The sequence below is a fragment of the Methyloligella solikamskensis genome (assembly GCF_042676065.1).
In the GTDB taxonomy this organism is placed as follows: Bacteria; Pseudomonadota; Alphaproteobacteria; order Rhizobiales; family Methyloligellaceae; genus Methyloligella; species Methyloligella solikamskensis.
This window is the reverse complement of record NZ_JBHTJO010000001.1, coordinates 15,717-28,500: the sequence shown is the minus strand read 5'-3', so window position 1 is coordinate 28,500 and position 12,784 is coordinate 15,717. Positions and strand designations below refer to the sequence as shown.

Below are 12,784 nucleotides of genomic sequence, written 5' to 3'. Positions count from 1 at the left end.
CTGAAACGGCGTGTGTTTGAGATTCCCAAGCGGGTTGTCAGCCGGTAGCCTCCATCCTGGGGGAAACACGATGCACCTACACTCGTATCGACTGCGGAATTTCCGGCGGCTTCGGGACGTGCATGTCGAGCTTGCATCCGACATCTCCATTTTCGTCGGGGCAAACAACAGCGGAAAAACATCTGCGACGCAGGCGATGCAGATGTTTCTCTCCGGCGGCAAAGATGCATTCTCGCTGTATGATTTCAGCTCGCATGTTTGGCCGTTGCTGGATGAGATCGGCGAACGAGAGGGCGAGATCGCCGAAGCCGAATTTCCTGCCGTCTCGCTCGACCTTTGGTTCGAGGTAGGAGCGGAAGACCTCTATCTCGTTATCCCCATCCTGCCTTCGATGGCTTGGGCCGGAACGCTCGTTGGCGTTCGTATAGAATTCGCGCCAAAGAACATCGCCGAATTGATCCAGCGTTACCGCGCCGCTCGAGATGATGGCCGGGCGAAGGCCGCGGCGCTGGTCGGTGGCGCGGGAGATTATGTACCTTGGCCGAAATCGCTCTCGGCTTATTTGCTTGAGGAACTGAGACTCGAGTACGAGCTGCGCTACTTCGTCCTCGATCACACGCAGTTTGATGCGAAGTTTCAGGCGGAGGAAGGATATCAGCCGCTACCGCTAGGCAACGAACCGGGCGGCGCTGCCATGCTAAAATCGCTCATCAAGGTCGATTTCCTGAATGCGCAGCGGCACCTCGCGGACCCATCAACGGTTTCCGGCGTCGGCGGCCGATCGGAGGATTTGTCGAAGCGGTTAAGCCGCTTCTATCAGCGCAATCTCGATCAGCGTCAGGACGACCATCAGGCGCTCAAGGCGCTGTTCGAGTCTGAGGTGGGTCTCGACCAGCATCTCGCGGAAGTTTTCAAAGACACGTTGGAGCGATTGGGACGCTTGGGTTATCCCGGCCTCAATAACCCACGGCTCGAAATCAAGTCGGGTCTGAGCCCCGCGTCCATCATGGCGCAGGACGCGCGCGTCCACTACGTCGTGGGCGAAGGTGCGCAGACGATCATGCTGCCTGACACCTACAACGGACTCGGCTTTAAAAACCTGATTTATATGGTGGTCGAGGTACTCGACCTTCAGGAGCGCTGGAAGGCCGAAGAGGAGAGGCGCGCTCCCCTCCATCTCATTTTCATTGAGGAGCCCGAGGCGCACCTTCACGCGCAACTCCAACAGGTGTTCATACGCAATATTCTCGACTTGCTGGTCATACCGGGTGAGGCCGAGGGATCATTCGCCAGCCAAGCGGTCATTACGACACACTCGCCGCACATCCTCTACGAGCGCGGCTTTCAGCCGATCCGCTACTTCCGGCGCGATTTGGTTGGAAACGATCAGGTCACCGAAGTACTCAACCTTTCCGCGTTCTACGCGCAGGAAACAGAGCATCGCGATTTTCTGCAGCGGTATCTGAAGCTCACCCACTGCGATTTGTTTTTCTCGGATGCCGCCGTGCTCGTGGAGGGCAACGTCGAGCGATTGCTGCTCCCGATCATGATATCGAAAACGGCGAGATCGCTGCGTTCCTCCTGCATCTGCATTCTCGAGGTTGGCGGTGCCTTTGGTCACAAGTTCAAATCGTTGATTGAATTCCTCGGAATCGTCACGCTGATCATCACCGACGTGGACAGCGTTACCCTGTTATCTGCCGATCATGACGGCGATGATGACGACGATGTCGAGCTTGAGATCGAAGTCGAGGGCACGGAAGCGGAAGCCGGTGATGACTTCGAGGCGTTGTTGGACGGTGACGCTTCGCCCGCGCCGGCCGGCGAGGCTGCCGGCCCTGCGCCCGCCCGTCGCTACGGTAAGAAATGCCTGCCGGGCGTGGCCGGGGCGGTCACTTCCAACCAGACCCTCGTGAAATGGCTTCCCGCGAAGCATTCGATCGACGATCTTTTCGCGGCGACAGAGCAAGAGAAGGAAACCCCGGCGGAGGGCACGACCCGCGTCCGGGTGGCCTATCAGACGCCCGTGCCCGTCGTGTGGAATGGTTATACCGCCGAACTGGCCGGGCGGACCTTGGAAGAAGCCTTTGGGCTCGAGAACGCCGAATGGTGCCAGAGCGCAGAACAGAGAAAGTTGGGGCTGCGCTTACGCGGTGCACTGGCTGATCCTGCCGCGCTGGCGGCGGGGCTTCACAAGCGGGTTAGTGGCGACAAGTTCGACAAGACCAAGTTCGCCCTTGGGGTGCTAACGGCCGGACCGGAAGAGTGGCAGGTTCCGGCGTACATTCGAGACGGTCTCACTTGGCTCAAGGTACAGATCGATCTTGAAGTAGAGGCCGAAATAGAAGGGGCCGGGGTGGGTGAATAGCCGCGCGCAACAGCTCGACACGCAGGCCGACATAGACCTTCGGCACTGCCTGGAAGCGCAGCCGCCGACCAGCTTCAACATGGTCGCTGGGGCGGGTTCGGGCAAAACCACGTCGCTGATTAAGGGGCTCGCCTCGATCCTCGCCATCCACGGCGAGCGTTTGCGGCTGCGCAGGCAGCGCGTGGCATGCATCACCTATACCGAGATCGCCGCCGGGGAGATTTGGGCGGACGTGGGGAATAACCCCCTCGTTCATGTCTCCACGATCCATAGTTTCCTTTGGTCGATCGCGCGCGGCTTCCAGCGAGACATCGCCGTTTGGGTCGCAAACAGGATCGACGAGCGGATCGGAGAATTGCTGCACGCCGCCGCCAATTTTGGCCCTCGCGTTCAGCAGAAAACACGAGACAAGAATGCCCGCGATGTCGTGCGCTACGAGCAGCAGCGCGAGGCTATCGCTCGAGTTCGTACCTTTACTTATGGAACCGGAAGTGACTACGCCAAGGGCATCCTCGGCCACGACGATATCATCAAGATGGCTTCGCAGTTGATGATCCATCGCCCGCTTTTCCGAACTCTCGTCGCGCAGCAATTTCCGTTCGTTTTCGTGGACGAGAGCCAGGATACCTTTCCTGTCATCGTCGAAGCGTTGATGGCGGTTCAGCAGCAGGAGCAGGCCCGCTTTTGCCTCGGGTTCTTCGGCGACCCGATGCAACGCATCTATCCCACCGGTATCGGGACGGTACCCAAACCCGACGATTGGCGGGCGATCCCCAAGCCGGAAAACTTCCGTTCGCCGACATCGGTACTGAACCTCGCAAATGCCATCCGGCGTGACGGCGACGATCTGGTTCAGGTCGGTGGCCGGAAGAAGAAAGAAGGCGAGGAGGAAGTGCCGATCGTAGGCACGGCGCGGCTGTTCGTCCTGCCGACCGACCCCCATCGCGACGAACGCGTGGCGGAAGTTCGGGCGTGGGTTGCGAACGCAAACGATGACGAGCTGTGGCAGCCCGGCGCCGAGAACGATCCGGTGAAAATGCTGGTGATCGTGCATCGCATGGCGGCGAAGCGATTGGGTTTCGGAGACCTCTACGCAGCGTTGAACGACAAGGCGCCGGAAGCCTTCAAAAATGGATTTCTGGATGCGACGGCCTGGCCGCTGCGACCGTTGGTTTCGTTTCTACTACCGCTTGCGGAGGCTGTCCGCGACGGGAGAGATTTCGATACGATGCGACTGCTTCGCCTTCATTCACCGCTGCTCGTGAAGGCCAATCTGCAAGGAGTGAACGTCGCCGAGCGCCTCAATCAACTTCAGGCTGTGAGCAATAAGATCGGTGATCTGATGGGGCCGGAATCGCAGGCGACCATCCGTGATGTGTTGATGCTTGTCAAAGATAGCCGCTTGGTGGCGTTTGACCCCCGCCTCTCCGCTTACCTTGAAGATATCGCGGCGAATGGACCCGAGGCCGAAGAGAACGAAGACGGCGAAGCGGAGGTGGAGGAAGATCTTTCAAAAGAGATCAATTCGATGGCCGCGTTCCTCGCGTGCCCGGCCAATCAGCTCCGGCCTTATCAAGCTTACGTCAGCGAGGAGTCGCCTTTTTCCACCCAGCAAGGTGTGAAGGGGGCTGAATTTGATCGAGTGCTTGTTGTGCTCGACGACGACGAAGGCACGCACTTTCAGTTCTCCTATGAAAAATACTTTGGGCTGAAGGAGCTTTCCGCGCGGGACAAAACGACGCTGGAGGAAGGCGGTGAAACCGGCGTCGAGCGAACGAGGCGGCTCTTTTACGTTTGCTGCACACGTGCTCGGCAAGACTTAGTGGTCATTCTTTTCGTGGCCGATCCCGCAAAGGCGACAGCGCACATTCGCGGGCTCGGGCTCTTCCCGGAAGCGGATATCCTCTCGCAGGACGCGCTCGCTTAGCTGCCGTCGCGGCTCGATCGGCCGCTTCCCTATTCCCACCATCAGAAAGTAGCCTGTCCGCTCCAGGCCCAAAAGCGGCTATTCGGTTGAATCTCTCACCGGTCGAAGTTCGCGCATGCCCCCACTAAGCGACGCCGAGATCTTGTGGCCAGCTGCCTCACTCGCCGCTTTCAACGGGTCATCATGTAAGTGCGCGTAACGCTGGGTCGTCGAACTGTCTGAATGACCAAGAAGGGCGCCGACGATTGGCAAACTGGCCCCACCGGAAACTGCGATGCTGGCAAAGCTGTGCCGCAGGTCGTGGATGCGCACGTCGGCCAAACCCGCCGCTTCTCGAATTTTGCGCCATGCCTTCGGTGTGCCGACAAAGTAACCGTCTCCAGAGCTGGATGGGAAAACATGCTCTCTGCCCTCGAATCGCTGCACCTGCGACAGAACTTCAAGCGCACCAGCGCTTAGCAAGATCGCTTTCTGTCCGGTCTTCGAATCGGCCAAACGGAGGTAGCCGGCTTCGAGATCGACCTCTTTCCATTTGAGCGCCTCGATTTCGCCCCGACGTGCACCTGTAAAAATCAAGAGCTTCAAGATCGCTACAGCGAAGGGGTTCGTATCTTCCTCGGCGGCCTTGTCGAAGGCTTGGCCAAGCGACGCCAGTTCGTTCTGACTGAGGTAACGTTGCCCTTTGTTGTCGGGAAAGCGCTTCACGCCCCGCACGGGATTTTCGGTGATCAGGCCACTATCGAAGGCAAACGAGAAAATGCCGCCAAGCAATCCGACGGTACGAGTTGCCGTACCCTTTCCACCTTTCACGATAGCCCGTCCGCGCGGACCGGTTTTCTCGTCGTTTGCGGTCTTGCCGCTGGCAATGTCCTGCAAGAAGCGCTTGATGTCGGCGCGCGTCACGTCCGGCACCTTCTTCTTGCCCAAGAGCGGCTTGATGTGACGCTCAATGCGTCCCCTGTCGGTCGCGAGAGTGCTTGGTTTTTTTGTGCCAGTTCCCTGCTCAAGATAGAGGTCGCAGAGTTCAGCCACGGTGATCTGTTTCTTCGCTTCCTGCCTTTCTCTTGCGGGATCTGCTCCATTGATCGCCCGCCCAAGGACCTTCCGCGCTTCCGCCCGAGCTTGATCCGTTGTCCAGGGCGAACCATGAGCGCCAATGGTCATGCGCCGCGTTGGCGCGGAACGCCCGCGACCGGCCCTGTATTTGCAGACGTACGTTTTACGGCCGCCCTTGGCGATCTTCACGCCAAAGCCCTTCAGCTCACCATCCCAGATGAAGTAGTCGCCCGCCTTGGGTTGTGCGCGATCGACAACGGATTTCGAAAGCTTCTTCGACATCGGCTCCAACTTCGGTGGTTACTTTTTGCGGGAAGGAACCGCATAGTAACCACCGAGGATGGAACGTCAAGGAACCGCCAGAAGGCAATATCCTATATTTTTGTTGTTTTTCTGATGTTTGAAGGATTTTGAGGAATGATCAGGAATGCTCAGAAAACACAATCCCTTGCCCTCCGAAGGCAGAGGTCACAGGTTCGAATCCTGTCGGGTGCGCCACTTTCTGCAGCGCATCCATCGCGGCGCGCCATTTTCCCAAATCCTTCGGCCGGCTGTGGCAGTCGCTCCCCGTTACGCACCCGGATCCTCCCGGCACCGCGCCGCGCCGCGTTCGACCGGACACTCGCTATACGGGCCGCAGGCCGCCTCATCGCAAAGCCGGCACATGGGAAAGCGGTCGTCCTCGACCCTGACGAGTCCCTCAAGCATCCGTTCGACCAGTCCCGAAAGCGCCACCTGCTCCTTCGGCGACAGCACGCCCAGCGCGGCGTCGAGCGCTTTCGCACGCTTGTCGAGGATGGAGCGCACGCGGGCCCGACCGGACCTGGTGAGGTGGAGGCCGAAGGTCCGCCGGTCCTTGCCCTGACGCTTTTCCAGCAATCCGCTGCGCTCGAGCTGCTGCACGGCCCGGACCATGCTGGACTGGCCTCGGCCGAGCTCCACCGCGAGACGCTCGATCAGGATTCCCGGATCCTCATGGACGCCGACGAGGATGGCCGGTCCCATGCCGCCGAGACCGGCCACGTCCTCGGCCTCCGCCTGGATGCGGTCGGACAAGGTGAGGGCGAGCGCGCCAAGAACGTTTGCGGTCTTTGCGGTTGTCATTGGGCACCTCCGTCGCCGGAAAATATCGCGTCCAGGCAGCGGATAATTTTCCGGCCGTCTGTGAGATCCGTATCGTTGTCCGGATTGTAGCAGGCAAGCGACATGCCGATCAGTTCGGGCGACCAGCCCAGCGGCCGCACGAGCTCGGCCAGCTCGGACCAAGTCAGCCCGTTCGGCATCGGATAATCGGAAGAGGGAAATTCGTCCTCGTCCAGAACGTCCCAGTCGAGATGCAGCCAGAAGCGGCCGGGGCCGGCGCGCAAGTAGGAGAGGGCGGACAGGCCGGCTGACGCCATCCCGTCGCGCCGCAGGGCATCCGGATTACGGCGATAGAGTGAGTCTCCGATGTCCTCGGGCATCAGCGATCCCTCCGGCCCTGCAATGTAGTCGTCGCGATAGCCCAGCAGCGCGACCTCCTCCGGAGCGAGAATGCCGTTCGGGCCTGCAGCCTCCCTAAGAAGGTCTCCGGCCCGGCCCAGCAAAAACGCCATGGGCATGTCCGCGCAATCGCCGCTGGGCGAGGTCTTGCCGTCATAGAGGTCCGCATGCCCGTCCACATAAGCCAACCCGACATCGCCAAGCGCGTCGCGCGCTCCGGCCATGGCCCCTATGATGGGTGCGCAGCAGCCGCCGACGATCAGGGGCTTTCGCCCCGAACGGATCTCTCCTGCGACCGCCGAGCGCGTCTTCGCGGTGAGATCGATCACTTCGGACGCTGCCTTCATGCCACTGACGGGATCCCGCTCGGTGCTCTTAATGGAGACCGGTAGATCGCCGATATCCGCAACATGGGGCACCACGTTCGAAATCCCCAATTGCCGCATGACACTCGGGCCCCGGGACGTGCCGGCCGGCGTTCCCTCGCTGTCGACGGGGGCGCCCATGATACTGAAGTTCTGAACCATGCTGGTCTCGCGGGTTTGTAAAGATCGATGCATCATGCATCTATCGTGACGCCGCCGGCTCGTCAAGGCGAAAGGACGCTGAGGACAAGGCGGAAGGGGGCTGCAGTAAAGACAGCAGGTAGCCGCGGCGTGAGCGGTGCGCCTGAGTGCGGGTCCCCGAGATCCTAGCCTGCGCCTGCGGTCTTGCAGAGGGCCTGCAGCAGCACGTTCGCACCGGCTTCCGCCCATTCTGCCGTGATCTCTTCGGCTTCGTTATGAGAGATGCCGCCGACGCAGGGGCAGAAGATCATCGTCGTCGGCGCCACCTTCGACACCCAGCACGCATCGTGACCGGCGCCGGAGATGATGTCGCGATGCTTCAGGCCGAGGGCCTCGGCAGCCTCGCGCACGGTGGCCACCAGGCCCGGATCGAAATGCACCGGCGCATATTGCCCGACGGCCTCCACCGCGCAGCCCACACCGAGCGCGGCGCAGATCGCTTCTGCTTTCTCCTCCACGGTCTCGCGCAACTCATCGAGCACCGCCTTGTCGGGACAGCGAAGATCGACCGTGAACACCACCGTTTGAGGCAGCACGTTCCGTGAATTGGGCGCAAAGCCCATATGGCCGACCCCGCCCATGGCATTGTCCGTGGCGTGTTTCTCCACCACCTCGCGCAGCATGGCGATAATACGGGCCATGGCGAGGCCGGCATCGACTCGCATGCCCATGGGCGTGGAGCCCGTGTGGGCCGCGCGGCCCGTCAGGGTGAACTCCAGCCACCAAAGTCCCTGGCAGTCGGTGACCACGCCGATATCGCAGCCTTCTTCTTCGAGGACCGGCCCTTGCTCGATATGCAGCTCGTAATAGGCGGCCATCGTGCGCTCCCCGACAGGCTCGCCGCCCTTCCAGCCGATGCGCTCCAGCTCCTCACCGAAGGATTTTCCATCGTCATCGCGGCGGCCATAGGCGTAGTCGAGGTCGATGGCACCGGCGAACACGCCGGAGCTGATCATGGGCGGGGCGAAGCGGGCGCCTTCCTCGTTGGTCCAGTTGACGATGGCGATGGGGTATCGGCTTTCGATCCCGGCATCGTTCAGGGCGTGGACCACCTCCAGCCCCGCCAGAACCCCGAGAACGCCGTCGTATTTGCCGCCCGTCGGCTGGGTGTCGAGATGGCTGCCCATATAGACCGCGGGCAGTCCGGGCTCGGTGCCGGCGCGGAGCGCGAACATGTTCCCCATGGTGTCGGTGGTGAGCTCCAGCCCGGCCTCCCGGCACCAGGCCGCGAACAGCGCGCGTCCTTCGGCGTCGGCGTCCGTCAGGGCCTGCCGGTTATTGCCGCCGGCCACGCCCGGTCCGATCTTGGCCATCTCCATCAAGCTGTTCCAGAGGCGGTCGGCGTCGACGCGGACGGTCTTGTGGTCGGGCATGTCGGGTACTTTCAGAGCAACGAACTCACCGGATAGTAGCTCAGCCATATGGGGGATCGAGCCTTAGAACGGCGTTACGAGGCGGGCTTTGCGCGTCGTGTCCACATCTATCCTCCCTCACCTGTGTTTCTGCAGGCTCCGGTTGTGCTAAGAAATGCGTGTACACCTCGTATCCACCCCAGTGCGACGCGGGTCCTCACGATCCGCGTGGGGCGTCTTGTTGCGCTTGATCATCGAGGAGGCGTCTCCTGCCCGCCCTCAACCCCATCCCTGCCGCCGATCTCAACCCGCGCATCACGAAGCATCTGGAGGACGGCGAGACTGTGCTCTGGCAGGGCGCGCCGCGGCCGAACACCTTCCTGTCGCCGGTGGGCATGGCCGTCTGTCTGGCATTCATCGCAGGCGGTGGCCTTGCAGCCTACGGCGCCCTGGACAACTACATCTCCATTCCCGGTGAACCGCTCTCCGGGACACGCATTCTTCTCGCGCTCGTAGTCGTCGGGCCGGCGCTGGTGATCTTCAGCAATCTCTGGAACGAGAGGGGTGCCAACTGGGCCTATGCGATCACCGACAGGCGGGTTCTCTCCATCCGTGGCGATAAGCTGATGCGGTCGTTGAAGCCTGGCGAAATCCGCGAATTCAAGATCAGCGCCGATGCCGTCTGGTGGCGGGCGCTCGATCCGGACATGCGCTGGAGGAATCGAAAACGCGAGCGCCGCCATCCCGGCTTTCATGGGCTCGACAATCCGGAAGATATGCTGCGCACCCTTGAGGCGTGGCGGGATGGGTTCTCCCGCTGGGCTGGCGAAAGTGCTGCCGAGTTCCTGAAGGCTGAGTCGAAGCCGGCAACGGCGGCTGAGCCAAGCGCCGGCGATAGCGAGGTTCCCGATGCGATCCGGCGCATCCACCATGACCGCACGGGCGTCACCATCGACGTGCCCGCCGCCTGGGCCGCGACTATGAGCAACGACCGTATCGGCCCGCTGAGAATCTTCGGGGTGACCTTGCTGGAGACCCTCATCCGCCCCGGCGAGGAGCAGCCCTATCGGGACGGCGCAGGCTGGAACAACCTCATCGTGCGCGGCGCACCGGATTCAGGGCTGACCCTCACCATCCGCCAGGAGCCTCTGACCAAGACCCTCGACGAGGTGCTCAACGACCCCTGGGCCGAGATCTACAAGCTGAAGGTTCTGAAGACGACGAAGGATCTGTCCCTCGGCGGTCTGCACGGGTTCTCCTTGGTCAGGCAGATGCCGGCGGGCGCCAATCTCGCCGGCTTCGGCAAAGTGGCCCAGCCGGTCGCCACGCGGCATGCCTGGCTCGGCCAAGGCCACATGTATGTCGAGATCATCGCCATGGCCCGCCTGGATCAGCCCGACGTTCAGCGAGCGGTCGACGCCATGATCGAATCCATCCGGATTGCGTGAGTGCGCCAGTCTCTCGGTTGGTCAGGCTACAAGCAGAGCGTTCGAGCGGAACCGCCGCCAGGGCGGTTTAGCTCTTCAGCCGCCCTTCTTCAGCGATGACGTGAGCGACTTCAGCGTACAGCTCGGCGTAGGCAGCGCCTGACCGCCATGCGGCGGCGACGCTTCGATACTCCGACCAGCCTTCCGGCTCGGCGATTCTGACGACGTCGAGACCGCCCGCACCCGAGCGGATATAGAGTTCGGGCAACAGCGCAAGACCGGCGCCCGAACCCGCCATCTGTTGCAACGCGTCGAGGCTGGTGCCCTCGTAGTCGGCCGAAATCTTGGCGCCCAACGCCTCACAGATAGCTTCGAGCTGGCGGTGATAATGGTGGCGGTGATCGAGGGTTAGGAACGTCCTGCCCTCGAAGTCCTCGTTTCGCAATTTCTCCGATGCCAGCAGCGGATCGTCGGGCGGCGCCACAATGCGTAAGGGTTCGCGGAACAGCGGCTCGATGTGCACGCCCCTTCCGTCAATCGGCATGGGCGACAGAAGCATGTCGAGCTCGCCTGCCGCGAGTTTGGCTTGCTGCAGCGCCGGAATGCCCTCCCGGATCAAGAGGCGCAGCTCCGGATAGCGCTTGTGCAGGACCTTGATGACACGCGGCATCAAATATGGGCCGAGCGTTGGAGTGACCCCGAACCGGATCGACCCGGCGGGCTTGGCCGCGACATAATCGGCCGCGTCGCCGAAGTCGCGCGTCGCGCTGAGAACGCCGCGGGCTGCGGCGATAAGCTCACGTCCGCTCGGCGTGAGCTGCATACCCTTCGGCACTCTTTCGAACAGCTGAAGACCCAGGCGGTGTTCGAGCGCGCGCAATTGATGGCTCAATGCGGGTTGCGTCAGTCCGAGCGCAGTCGCCGCTTCGCCCATATTGCCGGTCTCAGCGAGCCGGACGAAGATCTCAATCTGCTTGAGCGTGAACATCAGTTCTCATTAGAGAACTTTATCGAGGCGAGGCAATAGTTCGAATTGGATTATCGCGTTCGAAAGCCGCATTGTCCTTCCATCGAAGGATGGAGAGTGTGATGGCCCGAACGACCCCCGACGAAAAAATCATGATTCCCCACCTGCGCAAGCTCTTGCGGGAGCACCGTGCGCTCAACAGGCTGATCGATACCACCAAGGCGCCCGGTGCGCGCGAGGAGCTGAAGGCGATGAAGCGTCTCCGCCTCCGCCTGAAGGACAAGATCGCAGCGCTTCAGCGGCACTATTATGGGCGCAGCTTCGCAAGCTGACCCTCCGGGCGACGATCCTCGCCCCCACCCCCCGAATCGGATCGTCGCCCTTTTTCCCATGACTCAATTCCAATGACCCAACCCACTCCTACCGAGCGCTTGATCGAGTTTATCGGCGGCGAGAGCGCAGGCGGCATCGTACTGATCGCCGCCGCCGCGATCGCTCTCGGCATTGCCAATTCGCCCTTGCTCGGCAGCTACGAAAGCGTCCTCGCCACGCCGGTTAGCTTCACCGCGGGCAATCTCGTCGCGATCGACAAGCCGTTGCTGCTTTGGATCAACGACGGGCTGATGGCGCTGTTCTTCTTCCTGATCGGGTTGGAAGTGAAGCGCGAGATCGTGACCGGGCAGTTGAGGAGCTGGAAGCAAGCCTCGCTGCCCGTCTATGCCGCGCTGGGTGGCATGATCGTGCCCGCATTGGTCTTCGTCGCGTTCAATACCGGATCCCCGGAGAACCTCGACGGCTGGGCAATCCCGGCTGCCACCGATATCGCTTTTGCACTCGGCCTTCTCGCGCTACTTGGCAGCCGTGTGCCCGTGGCACTGAAGGCTTTGCTGCTGGCGATCGCTATCATCGACGACATCGGCGCAATCGCGATCATCGCGCTCTTCTATACCGAAAACATGAACCTCAGTGCGCTTGCACTCGCGCTCGTTCCCGCAGTGGGCATGCTGCTGTTGAACCGGCTGGGCGTGGCGCGGACGATCCCTTATTTCTTGCTTGGCGCATTCTTGTGGATCTGCGTGCTCAAGTCAGGCGTCCACGCGACGCTGGCGGGTGTCGTGACGGCGATGTTCGTGCCCATCGCGACCGGCGACGAACGTCCGCTGGAGCGGCTGGAACACGCACTTCATCCGTGGGTGGCCTTCCTGATCCTGCCCATCTTCGCTTTCGCCAATGCGGGTGTGTCGTTCGCTGGTGCCGGGCTCGAAGCGCTGCTCGCACCGCTTTCGCTGGGCATCGCCGCCGGTCTCGTCCTCGGCAAGCAGATCGGCGTCTTCGGCGCTTGCTGGATCGCTGCGAAAACGAGGTTGGCGACCCTGCCACCCGACGTGACGTGGCGGCACGTCTACGGTCTCGCCTGCCTTGCCGGTATCGGGTTCACCATGAGCCTGTTCATCGGCGGTCTTGCCTTTACCGATGCAGATCAGATCGACGCGGTAAAGATGGGTGTGCTGACCGGGTCGCTGATATCCGCCGTGATCGGCGTGACAGTGCTCGCCACCGCATCACCCAGGACAGTCGCCGAGCGACCAGTTGGACACACTCAGGCTTCATAGAAGCCGCCTTGCGCGTTACGCTTTTC

10 protein-coding genes are annotated in these 12,784 nt (G+C 61.7%); 5 read left to right on the top strand and 5 right to left on the bottom strand.

The features are described 5' to 3' along the window. The first annotated feature begins 70 nt into the window (after positions 1-70). Together ACFQ2F_RS00125 and ACFQ2F_RS00120 are read left to right on the top strand one after the other, a co-directional pair. Positions 71-2,368 (top strand): ATP-dependent nuclease, encoded by a 2,298-nt coding sequence (locus ACFQ2F_RS00125; protein ID WP_379083916.1) that lies wholly within the window; start codon positions 71-73, stop codon positions 2,366-2,368. Continuing rightward, positions 2,361-4,295, top strand: coding sequence for a UvrD-helicase domain-containing protein (locus tag ACFQ2F_RS00120; protein ID WP_379083913.1), 1,935 nt, complete (start codon positions 2,361-2,363; stop codon positions 4,293-4,295). Before ACFQ2F_RS00125 ends, ACFQ2F_RS00120 begins: the two co-directional genes overlap by 8 nt. Before the next feature lie 78 nt (positions 4,296-4,373). Here ACFQ2F_RS00120 and ACFQ2F_RS00115 read toward each other — a convergent pair whose 3' ends face one another. From ACFQ2F_RS00115 to ACFQ2F_RS00100, 4 genes are all read right to left on the bottom strand, one after another. After that, entirely contained in the window at positions 4,374-5,633 is a 1,260-nt protein-coding gene (locus ACFQ2F_RS00115; protein WP_379083911.1) for a tyrosine-type recombinase/integrase, read from the bottom strand. A 288-nt stretch (positions 5,634-5,921) separates the two neighbouring features. Next, on the bottom strand, positions 5,922-6,455 hold the full coding sequence (locus ACFQ2F_RS00110; protein WP_379083908.1) for a MarR family winged helix-turn-helix transcriptional regulator: 534 nt from the start codon (positions 6,453-6,455) through the stop codon (positions 5,922-5,924). Then, positions 6,452-7,360 carry an arginase family protein gene (locus ACFQ2F_RS00105; RefSeq protein ID WP_379083905.1) on the bottom strand — a complete coding sequence of 303 codons (909 nt, stop codon included), beginning with the start codon at positions 7,358-7,360 and terminating at the stop codon, positions 6,452-6,454. The genes ACFQ2F_RS00110 and ACFQ2F_RS00105 overlap by 4 nt, the downstream gene beginning before the upstream one ends. A gap of 164 nt (positions 7,361-7,524) precedes the next feature. Continuing rightward, positions 7,525-8,772, bottom strand: coding sequence for a Zn-dependent hydrolase (locus tag ACFQ2F_RS00100; protein WP_379090533.1), 1,248 nt, complete (start codon positions 8,770-8,772; stop codon positions 7,525-7,527). 323 nt (positions 8,773-9,095) lie between these two features. Between ACFQ2F_RS00100 and ACFQ2F_RS00095 the strand changes: the two genes are divergently transcribed. Further along, entirely contained in the window at positions 9,096-10,199 is a 1,104-nt protein-coding gene (locus tag ACFQ2F_RS00095; protein ID WP_379083902.1) for a hypothetical protein, read from the top strand. Between the two features lie 67 nt (positions 10,200-10,266). Here the strand turns inward: ACFQ2F_RS00095 and ACFQ2F_RS00090 are convergent, their stop codons facing one another. Next, positions 10,267-11,166 carry a hydrogen peroxide-inducible genes activator gene (locus ACFQ2F_RS00090; protein ID WP_379083899.1) on the bottom strand — a complete coding sequence of 300 codons (900 nt, stop codon included), beginning with the start codon at positions 11,164-11,166 and terminating at the stop codon, positions 10,267-10,269. A 101-nt stretch (positions 11,167-11,267) separates the two neighbouring features. Here ACFQ2F_RS00090 and ACFQ2F_RS00085 point away from each other — a divergent pair, with 101 nt between their 5' ends. Then, on the top strand, positions 11,268-11,477 hold the full coding sequence (locus ACFQ2F_RS00085; RefSeq protein ID WP_379083896.1) for a DUF465 domain-containing protein: 210 nt from the start codon (positions 11,268-11,270) through the stop codon (positions 11,475-11,477). A gap of 72 nt (positions 11,478-11,549) precedes the next feature. Beyond that, positions 11,550-12,758 carry a Na+/H+ antiporter NhaA gene (gene nhaA / locus ACFQ2F_RS00080; protein ID WP_379083893.1) on the top strand — a complete coding sequence of 403 codons (1,209 nt, stop codon included), beginning with the start codon at positions 11,550-11,552 and terminating at the stop codon, positions 12,756-12,758. The last annotated feature ends 26 nt before the right edge of the window (positions 12,759-12,784 follow it).